At 34.4% G+C, this 18,743-nt stretch carries 10 protein-coding genes; all 10 read left to right on the forward strand.

What is annotated here, in order from left to right:
* The first annotated feature begins 132 nt into the window (after nucleotides 1-132).
* The 10 genes from DFR66_RS08650 (at nucleotide 133) to secDF (ending at nucleotide 18,687) form a co-directional block, all read left to right on the forward strand.
* On the forward strand, nucleotides 133-3,147 hold the full coding sequence (locus tag DFR66_RS08650) for a tetratricopeptide repeat protein (RefSeq protein WP_114754507.1): 3,015 nt from the start codon (nucleotides 133-135) through the stop codon (nucleotides 3,145-3,147).
* 78 nt (nucleotides 3,148-3,225) lie between these two features.
* Nucleotides 3,226-4,089, forward strand: a complete 864-nt coding sequence (locus DFR66_RS08655) for a PhzF family phenazine biosynthesis protein (protein ID WP_114754440.1) — start codon at nucleotides 3,226-3,228, stop codon at nucleotides 4,087-4,089.
* Between the two features lie 106 nt (nucleotides 4,090-4,195).
* Nucleotides 4,196-5,962 carry a porin family protein gene (locus DFR66_RS08660; protein WP_114754441.1) on the forward strand — a complete coding sequence of 589 codons (1,767 nt, stop codon included), beginning with the start codon at nucleotides 4,196-4,198 and terminating at the stop codon, nucleotides 5,960-5,962.
* A gap of 151 nt (nucleotides 5,963-6,113) precedes the next feature.
* The gene (locus DFR66_RS08665; protein WP_114754442.1) at nucleotides 6,114-6,563 is read left to right on the forward strand and encodes a hypothetical protein; all 450 of its coding nucleotides are present in this window, start codon (nucleotides 6,114-6,116) and stop codon (nucleotides 6,561-6,563) included.
* A 232-nt stretch (nucleotides 6,564-6,795) separates the two neighbouring features.
* Nucleotides 6,796-8,472, forward strand: a complete 1,677-nt coding sequence (gene asnB / locus DFR66_RS08670; RefSeq protein WP_114754443.1) for an asparagine synthase B — start codon at nucleotides 6,796-6,798, stop codon at nucleotides 8,470-8,472.
* A gap of 172 nt (nucleotides 8,473-8,644) precedes the next feature.
* Complete coding sequence (locus DFR66_RS08675; RefSeq protein ID WP_114754444.1) at nucleotides 8,645-10,270, forward strand: amidohydrolase; 1,626 nt, start codon at nucleotides 8,645-8,647, stop codon at nucleotides 10,268-10,270.
* 454 nt (nucleotides 10,271-10,724) lie between these two features.
* Entirely contained in the window at nucleotides 10,725-12,341 is a 1,617-nt protein-coding gene (asnB, locus tag DFR66_RS08680) for an asparagine synthase B (protein WP_114754445.1), read from the forward strand.
* 180 nt (nucleotides 12,342-12,521) lie between these two features.
* The gene (gyrB, locus tag DFR66_RS08685) at nucleotides 12,522-14,465 is read left to right on the forward strand and encodes a DNA topoisomerase (ATP-hydrolyzing) subunit B (RefSeq protein WP_114754446.1); all 1,944 of its coding nucleotides are present in this window, start codon (nucleotides 12,522-12,524) and stop codon (nucleotides 14,463-14,465) included.
* An 86-nt stretch (nucleotides 14,466-14,551) separates the two neighbouring features.
* Complete coding sequence (gene mdh, locus DFR66_RS08690) at nucleotides 14,552-15,487, forward strand: malate dehydrogenase (protein ID WP_114754447.1); 936 nt, start codon at nucleotides 14,552-14,554, stop codon at nucleotides 15,485-15,487.
* A 227-nt stretch (nucleotides 15,488-15,714) separates the two neighbouring features.
* A complete protein-coding gene (secDF, locus tag DFR66_RS08695) occupies nucleotides 15,715-18,687 on the forward strand; it encodes a protein translocase subunit SecDF (RefSeq protein ID WP_114754451.1) in 2,973 nt (990 codons plus the stop codon).
* Nucleotides 18,688-18,743 lie beyond the last annotated feature (56 nt).

Below are 18,743 nucleotides of genomic sequence, written 5' to 3' on the forward strand. Positions count from 1 at the left end.
GAGGCGTGATTTGATTTATAATACGCAATGTCGCATAAATTGCTAACTGTAAAAAAAAATCATAATAAAAGCTCAAAGGAATTCGTTATAGAGTACAGAATATATACATTTGAATTATTAAATAAAATCACAATGCGTAAACTTTCTTGGGGCTATTTCTTATCCTTTTTTATTATAACGGCCAGTATTTCGGCACAAAAATCAACTATTTACACACACGATTCTAAAGATTTCAATAAAGCGGTTTCTTTATTTAAAGATGAGCAATATGCCTCGGCACAACTTATTTTTAATAAAGTAAAGGAAACTGCAACAACTGATGAATTAAAATCAGATTGTGCTTATTATGCCGCTAATTGTGCCATTCGAACTAATCAGTCAAATGGGGGTGAATTGATGGAGCAATTTGTTTCGGATTATCCTACGAGCATAAAACAAAACCAAGCGTACATTGAAGTGGCACATTTTCATTTTAATCAAGGGAATTATCCACAAGCGTTACAATGGTTTGATAAAGTAGACGAAAGCAGTTTAAGCAGAAAAGACCAAGATAAATTCAATTTTCAGAAAGGTTATAGTTTTTTTAATGCCAAAAATAAAAAACAGGCAACTGTATATTTGAATAAAGTCGTGAACTCTGCCGAATATGGTTCTCAAGCAAAGTATTATTTAGGTTTTATGGCATATGAAGGTGATGATTACAAGCAAGCAACAAAATATTTTGACGAAGTTTCGGGCGAAGAAAAGTACAAAGAAAAGCTTTCGTACTATCAAGCGGATATGAATTTTAAATTGGGAAATTTCCAAAAAGCAATTGATTTAGGTCAGAAAGCAATGGCTAAATCGACTCCTTTAGAAAAATCAGAACTTAATAAAATTATTGGCGAAAGTTATTTTAATTTAAAAAAATACGATACTGCAATTCCATATTTAGTAGATTATAAAGGAAAAAAAGGGAAATGGAATAATACGGATTTCTATCAATTGGGTTATGCGTATTACAAACAAAAAGATTACGAAAACGCAATTTCTCAGTTCAATAAAATCATTGGCGGTAAAGATTTCGTAGCTCAAAACGCCTTTTATCATTTGGGAGAAAGTTACCTTAATACTGATAAAAAGCAACAGGCTTTGAATGCATTCAAAAATGCTTCAGAAATGAGTTTTGATGCTGCAATTCAGGAAGACGCAAGTTTGAATTATGTTAAGTTAAGCTATGAATTAGGGAATTCGTATCAAAGTGTGCCCGCAGTTTTGCAGGCATTTTTAAAAAAATATCCAGATAATGCAAGCCGTTCTGAGGTAGAAAAATTATTGATTGATTCTTATATTTCTTCTAAAAACTACAAAGAAGCCATAGTTTTGTTGGAAAAAAATAAATCACCAGAGAACAAATTAGCCTACCAAAAAGTGCTTTTTTATAGAGGTTTAGAATTATACACTGATGGAAATTATCCGGAAGCACTTAAAATGTTTTCGAAATCTGTAAACGAACAAAAAGATGCTGTTTTTACCGCTCGTGCTACTTTCTGGAAAGGCGAAACAGAATATGTTTTGAATGATTTTAGAGAGGCGTTATTGAGTTTCAAGCAATTTATTGGTTTGAATCAAGCAGCTACAACAATGGAATTCAAAAACAGTAATTACAATATTGCATACACGTATTTCAAATTGAAAGAATACGAGCAAGCAGGGGATTATTTCCAAAAACAAATAGAAAAAGCACCTAGTGATAAAGTGCGTTTGAATGATTCGTATTTGCGTTTAGCGGATTGTCGTTTTGTGACTTCAAAATACGGTGCGGCAATGGAAGCATATACAAAAGTAATTGATTCTAAAAGTGTAGACGCGGATTATGCGTATTTCCAAAAAGCAATTTCTTATGGGTTTTTAGCTAAAAACGACAAGAAAATTGACGAGATAAACGCATTTTTGCAATTGTTTCCAAAATCTGAATACAGAGACGATGCACTTTTTGAATTGGCAAATACTTATGTTGCTGAAAATAAAAATGACCTTGCTATCAAAACGTATGACCGATTAAATTCAGAATTCAAAAAAGGATCTTTCACTTCCAGAGCTATTTTGCGTCAGGGTTTGGTTTTTTATAACACAGACAAAGACGAGCAGGCATTGTTGAAATTTAAAAAAGTTGCGGCTGATTTCCCTAGAACTCCTGAGGCTTTAGAAGCGGTTGCGACTGCTCGATTAATTTATGTGGACAATGGCAGAGTAGATGAATATGCAACTTGGGTACGTACATTAGATTTTGTTGCTGTAACTGATGTAGAATTAGACAATGACACGTATGAAGCTGCTGAAAAACAATTTCAACAAAACAATACCAAGCAGGCATTAGCAGGATTTAGTAGTTATGTAAGCCAGTTCCCTCGTGGGATTCATGCCTTGAAAGCTAATTATTACCTGGCACAATTGTATTATGCAGATGGGGCTGAGAGTAAATCTATTCCTAATTATGAATATGTAATTGCACAATCCAGAAGTGAATTTACAGAACAATCACTGTCAAGATTGGCTCAAGTTTACTTAAAAAACAAAGAGGATCAAAAAGCTATTGTGATTTTGACTCGTTTAGAAAACGAAGCGGATATTTCTCAGAACAAAACATTTGCACAATCAAATTTGATGAAATTGTATTACGATAAGAAAGATTATCCAAATTCAGTTATTTATGCAGAGAAGGTTTTGATGAACCCAAAAACAGATGATAATGTAAAAAGCGATGCGCAAATTATCATTGCCCGTGCCGCAATTGAAACCGGTGACGAAGCGAAAGCTAAAGAGGCCTACGCAAAATTAATGACGATTGCTAAAGGAGAATTAGCTGCTGAAGCTTTGTATTATGATGCTTATTTTAAAAATAAAGATGGAAAATTTGAAGCTTCAAATACTGCAGTTCAAAAATTAGCGAAGAATTATTCCAGTTATAAATATTTTGGTGCCAAAGGATTAGTGGTAATGGCGAAGAACTTTTACGGGCTGAAAGACAGTTTTCAGGCGACTTATATTTTAGAAAATGTAATTCAAAATTTCACAGATTATCCAGATATCGTTTCAGACGCACAAAGAGAATTGGATTTAATAAAAACAGAAGAATCCAAAACGAACTCATCGATAACAAAATAAAAATTAAGGTTTGAGAGTTGGAAACAACTTCAATCAAACGTAAATTTTTAATAATCGAAAGCCAAAAAATAAAATTGAATGAATCTATCTTTTTATATAGTTGATGTTTTTGCGGAGAAAAAATATGCGGGGAACCAACTCGCAGTTTTCGCAGGTGCCCATGCTCTAACTGACATACAGATGCAACAAATTGCGCGAGAAATAAATTTTGCGGAAAGCACTTTTATTACAAAACTCGATGCTGAAAATAATTCGGCAACCATAAGGATTTTTACTCCGGAACACGAAATGAAGTTCGCCGGTCATCCTATTATTGGAACATCTTGGGTGTTGATGAATACCATATTTGAGCACCAACCAGAAAAGATTACGTTATCGGTTCCTATTGGAGAAATTCCGGTGCATCAATCAGGAGATTTGTTGTGGCTTCAGGCTGCTCAACCCGAGTTTCTAGATGTTTTTGAAGCAGAAGATTTTTTGAATTTCAGTAATTTAATCGCTGCCGATTTTGATGAAGCTTATCCTATTCAGGAAGTTACTACAGGCAGTGCTTTTGTAATAGTTCCTGTAAAAAGTAAACAAGCGTTGGAGGATTTAGTTTTAGATAAGGACAAGATGAACGAATGGTTACACCAGCATTGTAAAACCAATCACAGGGCGATATATTTTTATTGTATAGAAAACGCAAAACTCATTAGCAGAATGCTCTGTGTTGAAAATAATCAGCTTATTGAAGATGCAGCAACGGGAAGCGCAAGTACTTGTTTACAGGCTTTTCTGTTAAAGTATAATGCGCCAAAAATTCAAATTATCAATCATCAGGGCGATTTTATCAACAGACCATCCCAGATTTATTTTGATGGTAAATTAACCGAAAATCATTTCGAGATAAAAATTGGAGGCAAATCGCAATTCATTGCAAAAGGCGACTGGGAAGTTTAAGCAGAAGGTTAGCAGGTTAGAATTACAAATTAAGAAGTAAAAAAAATATAACATGACATTTAAAGATAAAAAAACGACATCATTTATTAATACGAAAGTAACATTCATGGCACCCTTCCCTTCGGGGAGAGTTGTGGTTGGAGTTTTGTTTCTTTTGGTCTCTCAAATTTCTTTTGCACAAAAGAAAGAACAAATAGGCACCGAAACTGTAAATGTTGTAAAACCATATACTCCTAAAATTTCGGATGCTTTCAAAGCCAAAGAAATTCCGGAGCTGGATGAGGAAGGAAATGCTAAAAAAGAAACCATCAAATATTCTATTTTTTCTTTTCCAGTTGCTTCAATATTTACCCCATCCAAAGGAAAAGCTGAAGGAGTAGAGAAAGAAAAACAAGCACACTTGTTTAAGAATTATGCCACTTTTGGGGTGGGGAATTATGGAACTTTTATTGGGGAATTATTCGTAAATCATGATATCAGTAACACGGATTATGTTGGGGGAATGTTTCGTCATCATTCATCGGAAGGTGGCATCAAAAATGTAGCATTAGAAAATCGTTTTTATGATACATCGATAGATTTAATGTATGGTTCCAATCAAAAAGACGTGTCTTGGAATCTGGATTTAGGTTATCAAAACCAGATTTATAATTGGTACGGATTACCTGAAAATTTTGGAAATACTTTGACTCCTCAAGACAGAGTGACTTTGATTAGCGGGATTAATCCTCAGCAAACTTATGGTACGATATCATTAGGTGGAAATGTAGCATTTAATGAAAGTATTTTAAATAAAGCAAGCTTAAAATACAACCATTTTTCGGATGCTTCCGGATCTTCAGAAAATCGTTTTTTTGCAAAACCAACAGTAGAATTTGATGTCATGGAAAGTGCTGTAAAAACAGATGTAATCGTAGATTATGTTGGAGGAAGTTTCAAGAAAAATTATTCAAATACAAATACGGAAGCCATAAAATACGGCTTTACAAATTTTGGAATCTCACCAAGTTTTGTGATGCAAGAAGATGATTGGACATTAAACATTGGTGCCGCTATTTTTTATAGCATGGACAATCAAAACAGCAGTAATTCGGTTTATGTCTATCCAAAATTTAATGCTTCGTATAAAGTGGTAGGTGATTTAATGATTTTCTATGCGGGTGCCGAAGGAAATTTGGAGCAAAACTCCTATCTTGATTTTGTTAATGAAAATCCATTTTTATCGCCAACACTGAATATCGTACCTACAGATAAGCAGTATGATATTTTTGCAGGATTAAAAGGGAAATTAACGAATAAAGTGAGTTATAATGTAAAAGCTTCGTATGTCAATGAAAGAAATAAAGCCTTGTTTAGAAGCAATGATTATAATGAAAATTCGAGTAATGAAGATTATGCGTTTGGAAATTCCTTTCAGGTGGTTTACGATGATATGAAGACATTAAGTTTTTATGGAGAACTTAAAGCTGATTTTTCTGAAGATGTGTCTTTTGGAATCAACGGAACTTTTAGCAGTTTCACCAATGATTTTCAGCAAGAAGCTTGGAATTTGCCAGCGATAAAAATAAATTCAAATCTTGATTTTAATATTACAGAGAAATGGTTTGCTGGTGCAAATGTGTTTTATGTTGGGGAGCGTAAGGATTACAAGACAAATACTGATTTCGTATATGTAGTAGCTCCAAGTGATGCCCCAATAACACTAAAATCATATTTTGATGTAAATGCAAATGTAGGATACAAATACAGCGACCGATTGACAGCTTTCGTAAGAGCTAATAATATCATGAATAGTGCCTACCAAAAATGGCTAAATTATCCAGTTCAGGGATTTCAGGTGGTTGCTGGAGTTAACTATAAATTTGATTTTTAAGGTTTTACTTAACCACCAAGTTCACAAAAAAAGCGCAAAGATAATTTTGTTTTTATTTTTTAAATTTCAATATTTTGATGCGATCTTTTTTACAAAACTTCTTTGTGAACCTTGCGAAAAACTTTGCGTACTTTGCGGTTAAATTTCCCAGATGACTTTCAAACAAAAAATACATACTCATTATCTTCAATTAGTACAGGATCGAATCGATGTTTTCAAAGACATGATTGTGGCGCTTACCGAAGATTCTATGAACGATGCCAAAGGTTCTGCCGGAGACAAACATGAAACCGCTTTATCAATGATGCACATTGAGCAGGAAAAACTCAATCGTAAATTGAGAGAAGTATTGGATCAAAAAACAGTTTTGGATAAAATTGACGCTACTACAATTGCTGAGACTATTATTGTTGGGAGCTTGGTAAAAGCGAACGGAATTTATTTGTATCTGAGTGTGGCGCTTCCTAAAATCAATGTCGAAGGAATCAATATTATCGCATTATCACCACAATCGCCTTTAGGAAACAAATTGATGGGAAATCAAGAAGGGTTTACTTTTGAGATTAACGGTACGAAGTATTTGGTGGAGACTATTGAATAAAATCCGTTATAATTCGTCCTAAAGCTTCGGGAATTGCATCCGTATCATCTGCGTCCCATTTTACAATTTTCAACTTCGATTCTTTTTTTATTCCTTTTTAATTACATTTTAAATACAAATGCTATTTTTTGGTTGTCAATTATAACTAAAAAAGGCATTTGTGTTTTTCAATTAGAACTATAACTGCATCTTTGCCCTATCAAAATAAACAAAACATTAAAAATATATAGTTATGTGTGGAATAGTATGTGCCTTTGACCTAAAACAAAAAGCGGAAGTTTTAAGACCACAAGTTTTAGAAATGTCTAAAATCATCCGTCATCGTGGACCGGACTGGAGTGGAATTTTCAGTAATGAAAAAGCGATTATGTCTCATGAACGTTTAGCAATTGTGGATCCTGCTTCAGGTAAACAACCTTTGTTCAGTGAAGATAAACAACTTATTTTAGCTGCAAATGGTGAAATTTATAACCACAGAGAATTACGCAAACAATTTGAAGGGAAATACAACTTTCAAACAGAAAGTGACTGCGAAGTAATTCTGGCACTTTACAAAGAAAAAGGACCTCATTTTATAGATGAAATGAACGGAATTTTTGGATTTGCCATTTATGATGTAGAAAAAGACGAGTATTTCGTAGCTCGTGATCACATGGGAATTATTCCATTATACATTGGTTGGGATGAGCACGGAACTTTTTATGTTGCTTCAGAATTAAAAGCGCTAGAAGGATATTGTACAAAAATCCAATTGTTTCCTCCGGGGCATTATATGACTAGTAAAGACGGCGAGTTTGTACAATGGTATAAAAGAGAATGGACAGATTACGATGCCGTAAAAGACAACGTAACTAACATTGATGAAATTAAAGTGGCTTTAGAAGCTGCGGTTCACAGACAACTGATGAGTGATGTGCCTTATGGAGTATTACTTTCAGGAGGATTAGATTCTTCTATTACTTCGGCTGTAGCCAAAAAATATGCACAAAAACGAATTGAATCTGGTGATGTTGCCGATGCTTGGTATCCGCAATTACACTCTTTCTCAGTAGGATTAGAAGGTTCTCCGGATTTAGCTGCGGCTCAAATCGTGGCGGATCATATTGGAACGATTCACCACGAAATTAAATTCACTATCCAAGAAGGATTGGATGCTGTTAAAGATGTGATTTACAACTTAGAAACCTATGATGTGACTACGATTAGAGCATCAACTCCTATGTGGTTAATGGCGAGAGTTATCAAATCTATGGGAATCAAAATGGTATTGTCAGGCGAAGGAGCAGATGAACTTTTTGGAGGGTATTTATACTTTCACAAAGCGCCAAACGCAAGAGAATTTCACGAAGAAAACGTACGTAAGTTAGGTAAATTGCACATGTATGACTGTTTGCGTGCGAACAAAAGTTTAGCAGCATGGGGAATTGAAGGACGTGTACCGTTTTTAGATAAAGAATTTATGGATGTGGCGATGCGCGTTAATCCTCAGGATAAAATGATCAATGCAGAACATCCAATGGAAAAATGGGTCGTTCGTAAGGCTTTTGAAGAGATGTTACCGCCAAGTGTAGCTTGGAGACAAAAAGAACAATTCAGTGATGGTGTAGGATATGGTTGGATTGATACTTTGAAAGCTACTGTTGCTGTAGAGATTTCGGATGAACAATTAGCAAATGCTAAATACAAGTTCCCTTTACAAACGCCAACTTCAAAAGAGGAATATTACTATCGTTCTATTTTTCATGAGCATTTTCCAAGTGATGCCGCAGCTTTGTGTGTTCCGCAAGAAGCAAGTGTTGCGTGTAGTACAAAAATTGCATTGGAATGGGATGAGGCATTCAAAAATATGAATGATCCATCTGGAAGAGCAGTGGCCAGCGTGCATGATGATGCGTATGTAAAAGCATAAATACAATTAAATAACATTTTATAAATAGATATAACGCTCTCCTTTTCGAGAGCGTTTTTTTATGGAAATAATCAGAATGGTCAAGTTAAGAATCTAAAATTTCCTTTTAATTCCGTTTGTTTAAAATAATTCGGTACAGTTTTTTTATATTAGCACAACTAAAATGTTTATTATGAGATCTATTACTTTATTTCTTGCTTTGTTTTTATTGATTTCCTGTGATCAAAAAAATAAAGTTACCGTTGATACTATTATTACTGATGCAACTATTTATTCGGTAAATAACTCTTTTGGCAAGGCTTCGGCTATGGCAATTGATAAGGGGAAAATTGTCGCTATTGGAAGTAATAGTGAAATTTCGAAACAATATGAATCCAAAAATATAATAGATGCGAAAGGGAAATTTATTTATCCAGGTCTAATTGATGCACATTGCCATTTTTATAGCTATGGATTGAGCTTACAAGAAGCTGATTTGCGCGGTACCGAAAGTATGGAGGGAATAATTACTCGTTTAAAGGCTTTTCAAAATGATAAAAATCCAACATTCATTGTAGGTAATGGTTGGGATCAAAACGATTGGAAAGTAAAAAAGTATCCTACAAAAGAAGATTTAGATGTCGCATTTCCTGATATTCCAGTAGTTTTAAACAGAGTTGACGGTCATGCGATTATCGTTAATAGTAAAGCCTTGAAATTAGCAGGAATCACTAAAGATACGAAAGCAGATGGCGGACAAATTGAAATTGAAAACGGAGAACCAACAGGAATTTTAGTTGACAATCCGATGGAATTAGTGTTTAAAATAATTCCAAAACCAACCCGTAAAATACAAATAGCCGCTTTATTGGATGCCGAAAAAGTGATGTTTGACTATGGATTGACAACGGTGAATGATGCAGGATTAGATCCGGACATTATTCATTTGATGGATAGTTTGCAAAAAGCAAAAGTGCTGAAGCTTAATGTGTACGCTATGATTACGGCAAATCAAAAAAATATCGATTTGTATCTGAAAAAAGGAATTTATAAAACGGATAATTTGAATGTGCGTTCTTTTAAAATGTATGGTGATGGCGCTTTGGGTTCTCGTGGTGCATGCATGCACAAACCGTATTCTGATAAGCCAGGCCAATATGGCGCTTTGTTGGCACCAATTTCTGGATTAAACGATGTTGCAAAACAAATTGCGGCTTCAAAGTTTCAGCTGAATACGCATGCAATTGGGGATTCGGCAAATACGGTGATTTTGAAAATTTACGGAGATGTTTTGGCTGGAACCAAAGATAGAAGATGGAAAATTGAACACGCACAAGTTTTGCGTGAACAAGATTTTGATTATTTTAAATTTGGAATTATTCCTTCAGTTCAACCTACGCATGCCACATCCGATATGTATTGGGCAGAAGATAGATTAGGGAAAGAAAGGCTTAAAAATGCCTATGCTTATAAAAAATTACTTCAAAAAGCAGGAATGGTGGCTTTAGGAACTGATTTCCCTGTAGAAGAAGTGAATCCGATGTTGACTTTTCATTCAGCAGTTGCAAGAAAAGACAGTAAGGAATATCCAAAAGGCGGTTTCCAGATGGAAAATGCGTTGACCAGAGCCGAAACGTTAAGAGGAATGACAATATGGGCTGCTTTTTCTAATTTCGAAGAAAAAGAAAAAGGAAGTTTGGAAGTGGGGAAATGGGCTGATTTTGTAATGTTTGATCAGGATTTAATGAAAGTGGATGAAAGTAAAATTGTGAAAATGAAACCAACGAACACTTTTTTAAAAGGGGAGAAAGTAAAATAATTGAATTGTCAGCCTTTTATAATTTACGCTTAATGCTGAAAATATCAGCATTTTGTAGAATACATTGTTAAAACAGATGAGTCAGATAAGTTTTTAATTTGAATAAAATAAAATATAACTAAAAGTTCATTTAAGTAAAGTCTCACAGTTTTGCAAAGAACTTTTTTAACTTATATTTCCTTTCAATCACGATATGAGAAACTAACTTTTTTAAACTTATATGATATATATGTTTAAAATTAATGTTGTTTATTTTATAATGTAGCAATAATTTTCAGTTGTAATTGAATATTTTAATTTATTGGTCTTTGAATTACAATTTTAAGATAAATTACATCTTTTTGTTTTAAATAGTAACTAAATACACTAATTATGTTTTGTGTTTGTAACTGCAATTGCATATTTGTTGGCTTAGATTAGATTTAGAATTGGTAAAAAATAAAAATACAGACTTATGTGCGGAATATTAGCCATTATCGGAAGAGGAAAAGATGAACAGTTGTTTGGAGAGCTTTCAAAAAGAATGACGCATCGTGGTCCCGATGAAAGTGACATACTTGTTACTGAAAAAGGGTATATTTTAAGTCATGAAAGGTTGTCGATAATTGATTTACATTCCGGAAAACAACCGATACAAGGCACGAAAACTGCCTACATGGTTCATAACGGCGAAATATACAATCATCAGGAATTAAGAGATGGCGTTTTGAAAGAGCATACTTTTAGAACAAAATCAGATTCTGAAGTTATTGTGCATTTGTACGAGGAGTTTGGTTACGATTTTTGTAATATGCTGGACGGAGATTGGGCTTTTGTAGTGGTGGATGGGGATGATTTTATTGCCGGTAGAGACCCAATGGGAGTGAAGCCATTGTATTATGGTCTTGACGAAAGAGGTAGAATCTATTTCTCATCTGAAATGAAACCTATTGCAGATCAATGTAAAACATTTTCTACTTTTCCACCAGGACATTATTACACTCAAAAAACAGGTTTTGTAAAGTATTACAAACCGGAATATGAAGATTATTTAAAAGCCGACCAGGAATTAGATTTAGAGTTAATTAGAGAAACGTTGATCGAAGCAACTCGTAAACGATTAATGAGCGATGTGCCTATTGGAGTATTGCTTTCTGGAGGGTTGGATTCTTCCTTGACTTCCGCAATTGCCTCAAGATTATTAGCGGAAAGCGGTAAAAAATTAAAATCATTTTCCATTGGTTTAGATGCGGATGCACCTGATGCGGTCGCTGCTAGAAAAGTTACAGAATTTTTAGATACGGAACACCATGAGGTTTATTTTACTGTTGAAGAAGGAATAAAAATTCTGGATAAATTAATCTGGCATCTTGAAACGTATGACGTAATATCGGTAAGAGCAAGTGCGCCAATGTATTTCTTATCAAAAGCGATTACTGATTTAGGCGTAAAAGTGGTGCTTTCGGGAGAAGGAGCCGATGAGATTTTTGGAGGGTATTTGTATTTTAGAAATGCCCCTTCAGTAGAGGATTTCCAAAAGGAAACTATTGAAAGAGTACAGAAATTATTTACCGCCGATTTATTAAGAGCTGATAAGTCAACTATGGCTCACGGTTTAGAGACTAGAGTTCCGTTTTTAGACAAATCATTCTTGGATGTGTCAGTTCGTATCAAAGCGGAAGAAAAGATGCCTAAAACGTACGATGGAAAGGAAAAATACATTCTAAGAAAAGCGTTTGATACTCCAGACAATCCCTATCTTCCAGAAGAAATTTTATGGAGACAAAAAGAACAATTCTCGGATGGAGTAGGATACAGTTGGATTGATAAATTGATTGAATATTGTGCAACCCAAGTTTCGGACGAGCAATTAGCTGGAGCTTCAAAGGAATTTCCATACAATCCGCCAGCAACAAAAGAAGCATATTTTTACAGATCTTTATTTAACAAACATTACCCACAAGTAAGTGCTGCACAAACGGTTAGAAAGTGGATTCCAAAATGGCAAGACAACCTCGATCCAAGCGGAAGAGCTAATGCAGCACATGTGCAGGCAGATACTGAAATTGCTAAAAGAGGAATTACAGTTTAAAATAATTTTATTTTATATAAGTAGAAGAACGCTCTCAATTTTGGGAGTGTTTTTTTTGGGGGTTATATGAACAAATGTTAATAACTTAAGAGCTTAAAAAAGGATTTTAACGGTTATATAATTTGCGTTTTTATATATTTGCGTGTTAGACAAAAATTACATTTTTTTAGAATAAAATATATGAGCGAAGAAATCAAGAAGGACAATTATTCAGCGGATAGTATTCAGGCATTAGAGGGGATGGAGCACGTAAGAATGCGCCCTTCGATGTATATTGGAGATGTAGGTGTTCGAGGACTACACCATTTAGTGTATGAGGTTGTAGATAACTCTATCGATGAGGCAATGGGAGGCCATTGTGATACGATTAGAGTTGATATAAATGAAGATGGTTCTATTTCTGTTGAAGATAATGGACGTGGTATTCCGGTTGGTATTCATAAAAAAGAAGGTGTCTCGGCATTGGAGGTTGTAATGACTAAGATTGGTGCCGGAGGAAAATTTGATAAAGATTCCTATAAAGTTTCTGGAGGTCTTCACGGTGTTGGTGTTTCTGTTGTAAACGCTTTATCGAACCATTTGAGAGCAACTGTTCACAGTAGCGATGGAAAAGTATACGAACAAGAATATGAAAAAGGTAAGGCGTTGTATCCTGTTAAGCAAATTGGTGAAACGACAAAAAGAGGAACAATTGTTACTTTCTATCCTGATCCAAGTATTTTTACCCAAACGATTGAGTATTCTTATGATACTTTATCCGCTCGTATGCGTGAATTGTCTTTTTTGAATAAAGGAATTACAATCACTTTTACAGACAAAAGAGAAAAAGATAAAGATGGAAATTTCGTTTCTGAAATTTTTCATTCTGATGAAGGTTTAAAAGAATATATCCGTTACTTAGATGGAAATCGTGAGCCAATTATTGCGCATGTTATTTCTATGGATCACGAAAAAGGAGAAATTCCAGTTGAGGTTGCGTTAATATACAATACAAGTTATACAGAGAATATTTTCTCTTACGTAAATAATATAAATACACACGAAGGAGGAACGCATTTACAAGGTTTCAGAACAGGTCTTACGAGGTCGTTAAAGAAATATGCGGATGCTTCTGGAATGTTAGACAAACTGAAATTTGATATTTCTGGTGATGACTTCCGTGAAGGGTTAACAGCTATTATTTCGGTAAAAGTTGCAGAGCCACAATTTGAAGGACAAACTAAAACTAAGTTGGGGAATAGAGAAGTTGTTTCTCCGGTAAGTCAAGCGGTGAGTGAAATGATTGAAAATTATTTGGAAGAAAATCCAAATGATGCCCGTATCATCGTTCAAAAAGTGATTCTTGCAGCACAAGCACGTCACGCGGCCAAAAAAGCGCGTGAGATGGTGCAACGCAAAACCGTAATGGGTGGCGGTGGATTACCAGGAAAATTATCAGATTGTTCAGAACAAGACCCTGCTAAATGTGAAGTGTATCTTGTCGAGGGAGATTCGGCAGGTGGAACGGCTAAGCAAGGACGAGATCGTGCTTTTCAAGCTATTTTGCCATTACGAGGTAAGATTTTGAATGTTGAAAAAGCAATGCATCACAAGGTTTTTGAAAACGAAGAGATTCGAAACATATTTACTGCACTTGGAGTTACAATAGGAACTGCAGAAGATAGTAAAGCCTTAAATATTGAAAAATTACGCTACCATAAAGTAATTATTATGTGTGATGCCGATGTCGATGGTAGCCACATTTCTACTTTAATCTTAACGTTCTTCTTCCGTTTTATGAAAGAATTAATCGAAGAAGGTCACGTATACATTGCAGCACCACCTTTATACTTAGTTAAAAAAGGAAATAAAAAAGAATATGCCTGGAATGATGTACAACGCGATCAGGCAAATGAAAGAATGGGTGGAAGCGCAGGAATTCAGCGTTATAAAGGTCTTGGGGAAATGAATGCGGAGCAATTATGGGAGACCACAATGGATCCAAATTTCAGAACTTTACGTCAGGTAACTATTGACAGTTTAGCGGAAGCCGATAGAGTTTTCTCAATGTTGATGGGTGATGAGGTTCCGCCAAGAAGAGAATTTATTGAGAAAAATGCAGTTTACGCAAATATTGATGCGTAATAAAATGTAATGATTCGTTTTCATTCGAATGGATTACAACAATAACAAGTAACCAAATTAACAAATAACCGAATAAACTTTAAAATATGAAAGTTACCATTGTAGGAGCAGGAAATGTAGGAGCGACTTGTGCGGATGTGATTTCTTATAGAGGAATTGCAAGCGAAGTGGTGTTATTGGATATTAGAGAAGGTTTTGCTGAAGGTAAAGCATTGGATATTATGCAATGTGCTACTAACACAGGTTTTAATACCAAAGTATCAGGGGTTACCAATGATTATTCTAAAACAGCAGGAAGTGATGTTGTGGTAATTACATCAGGGATTCCAAGAAAACCAGGGATGACCCGTGAAGAATTAATAGGAATTAATGCTGGAATTGTAAAAACCGTTGCTGAAAACGTATTGAAACATTCGCCAGATACTATAATAGTTGTAGTTTCTAATCCTATGGATACCATGACTTATTTAGCATTGAAATCTACGGGATTACCAAAAAACAGAATTATTGGTATGGGTGGAGCGTTAGACAGCTCACGTTTTAGAACGTATTTGTCATTGGCCTTAGATAAACCTGCAAATGATATTTCAGCGATGGTTATTGGGGGTCACGGTGATACTACGATGATTCCACTGACAAGATTAGCTTCTTATAATGGAATGCCGGTTTCTCAATTTTTATCAGAAGAAGAATTAAAAAAAGTAGCTGCAGATACTATGGTAGGAGGAGCCACACTTACAGGACTTTTAGGGACATCAGCTTGGTATGCTCCGGGTGCTTCAGTTGCTTTCTTGGTAGATAGTATTTTGAACGACCAAAAGAAAATGATTGCATGTTCTGTTTTTGTTGAAGGTGAATATGGACAAAATGATATCTGTATAGGTGTTCCATGTATTATTGGTAAAAATGGAGTGGAGGAAATTCTTGACATTAAACTAAATGATGCTGAAAAAGACTTATTTGCTAAAAGTGCAGATGCTGTCAGACAAATGAATGACGCTTTAAAATCGATTTTGGTATAAAAATTTACAAATAAAAAAGAGAAGACTGCACCATTGCAGTCTTTTTCTTGAGATTAATCTATAAATTAATTGGTTAATCTTAACGTTAATTATATATTTGCTCGGTTTAAAAAAAATGAGATAACTCTTTAACTTCTTTTTTAACTTTTAAAATACAAGGTAAAGTATTGTTTTACATGGTTTAAAGCAAAAATAAATAAATAAAAAATAATTAATTTTTAGTAATAATGCAGAATAAAGGACTTATTAAATTTTTCGCAATTCTATTTGCATTGGTAAGTATTTACCAACTTTCTTTCACTTTTGTGGCCAATAACATCAAGAGCGATGCAAAATCTTTTGCAGGTGGAAATCCTGAGAAAGAAGTAAAATATTTAGATTCTATTGGTAAAGAAAAAATATTAAACCTTGGGTTTACTGATTTTACTTATGATGAAGTAAAAAACAAACAAATCAACAAAGGTCTTGACTTAGAGGGAGGAATTAACGTAATTCTTCAAATTTCTATAAAAGATGTTTTGAAAGGATTATCAAACAACTCTAAAAATCCAGTTTTTAATAAGTCTTTAGCTGATGCTTCGGCTAATTTTGAAGGAAACAAAACGTATTTGAATAAATTTTACGAAGCTTTTGAAGCTAATTCAAAAGGGACAGTAAAGTTAGCTTCTCCAGATATTTTTGCAAACAGATCTTTACAAGGTGAAGGTGGTGTTAGTTTTCAAATGACTGATGCCGAAGTGCAAAAAGTAATCAAAAGAAAAGTAGACGAATCTATTGAAAGCGCTTTTAAAGTATTAAGAGAGCGTATTGACAAATTTGGAGTAACGCAACCTAACATCCAAAAATTAGGAGAAACTGGAAGAATTCTTGTAGAACTTCCTGGTGCAAAAGATGTAGATAGAATTAAAAAGTTATTAGGAGGTAAAGCACAACTTGAATTTTGGGAAACGTACAAAATTGAGGAAGTTGGTAATTTCTTAATGGCTGCTAATGAGGCCTTGAAAAAGACAGAAATCAAAACTGCTGAAGTTAAACCAGTAGTTAAAGATTCATTAAGCGCATTATTAACAGACACTAAAGATTCTACAGCGGCAAAAAAAGGACAAAATCCTTTGTTTGATAAAATTGTAAGTCAAGGTGGCGGTCCAGTTCTAGGTTTGTTTTCGCCAAAAGATACTGCTACAATAAACGCTTATTTTAAGAGACAAGACATAAAAATATTATTACCTGCAGAATTGACTTACGCTAAATTTGTTTGGGGTAAACCATTAAATATTACTGACGATAAGAAAAAGCAAGTTGAAGTTGTAGAATTATACGCTTTGCGCGGTAACAGAGATAATAATCCAGCTATGGTTGGTGCTGTAGTTACAGATGCAAAAGATACTTTTGACCAGTTAGGGAAGCCAGCTGTGTCGATGCAAATGAACTCTCAAGGAGCTAAAGGTTGGGAAGAGTTAACAGGAAGAGCATTTACTCAAAAAAGTAATATTGCGATTGTCTTAGATAATGTTGTTTATTCTGCTCCGGGAGTATCTAGTGGTCCTATTTCAGGTGGAAGATCTGAAATTTCTGGTGCTTTTGATATCACAGAAACTAAGGATTTAGCTAACGTTCTTAATGCGGGTAAATTACCAGCTTCGGCAGATATTATTCAGTCAACTGTAGTAGGGCCTTCATTGGGTCAGGCTTCTATTGACGCTGGATTGATTTCATCAATAATTGGATTTTTACTAGTTTGTTTCTGGATGGTATTTTATTACGGAAAAGCAGGTTGGTATGCTAATTTAGCCTTGTTATTAAACTTATTGTTTTTGTTTGGTATCATGTCTAGTTTTGGTTTTGTATTAACATTGCCAGGTATTGCAGGTATTGTATTGACATTAGGAACAGCAGTAGATGCAAACATCATTATATTTGAAAGAGCTAAAGAAGAGTTACGCGACGGGAAAACATTATCCGATGCAGTTGTTTCAGCTTACGGATGGCATGGTGCTATGCGTTCTATTATTGATGCAAACGTAACGCACGTATTAACTGGAGCAATCTTGTTTATCTTTGGTACAGGTCCTATTAAAGGTTTTGCTTTAACATTACTTATTGGTATAGCAACTTCATTATTTACATCTATTTTTATAGCTAGAATCTTTATCGATAGAAATATTGCAGGTAAGGCAGATTTAACTTTCTGTACTAATATGACTAAAAATTGGTTTACAAACTTTAACTATGATTTTATCAAAATCAAAAAGTTTACGTACATCTTCTCTTCTATAGTTGTAGTTGTAAGTTTGATTTCTATTTTCTTTGTTAATGGTTTAGATCAAGGTGTAGATTTTGTTGGAGGTAGAACTTTCCAAGTGAAATTTGAAAAGCCTGTAGATGCCTCAGTAGTATCTGAGGAGTTATCAGCTGCGTTTGCTACTCCTGTAGAAGCAAAAGTTTTAGGTGATGATGATCAATTGAAAATCACAACTAAATACAAAATTAAAGAAGACGGAATTGCTGTAGATAAAGAGGTTAATGAAAAATTATACAAAGCTTTAGCTAAGTATTTCCCAAGTACTTCTTATGATCAATTCACAAATTCTTTTGATGGTAAGAAAGTGGGGGTATTGCAAGCTTCAAAAGTAGGAGCTTCTATTTCTGAGGATATCAAAACAAACTCGTATTGGGCTGTTTTAGGTGCTCTTGCAGTAATCTTTTTATACCTTATGATCTCTTTCCGTAAATGGCAGTATTCATTAGGTGCGATTGCGGCTGTTGCGCATGACGTTATCTTTGTATTAGGTATATACTCTTTATGTTATAAATTCATGCCTTTCCACATGGAAATGGACCAACACTTTATAGCTGCAATTCTTACGGTAATTGGATATTCGATGAACGATACTGTAATTGTATTTGATAGAATTAGAGAATTCATTTTAGGAAAAAGAAAAGGAAGTTTTGAAAGCATAGTAAATGCATCTATTAATACTACTTTATCTAGAACTTTAAATACTTCTTTGACAATGATTATTGTATTATTGACGATGTTCCTTTTTGGAGGTGAGTCAATTAGAGGATTTATTTTTGCTATGTTAGTAGGTATCATTGTAGGTACGTATTCATCTTTATTTATTGCGACGCCAGTATTAGTTGATACGTTCTCTCAAGAAGATAAAACCACTATCGAAAAAGAGCACGCTGCTGAGTAATTAAAAGAAGTAGCTACTATAATAAAAATAGGTTTAACGTAAGTTGAACCTATTTT

The organism is Flavobacterium glaciei (assembly GCF_003350545.1).
GTDB classification, from domain to species: domain Bacteria; phylum Bacteroidota; class Bacteroidia; order Flavobacteriales; family Flavobacteriaceae; genus Flavobacterium; species Flavobacterium glaciei.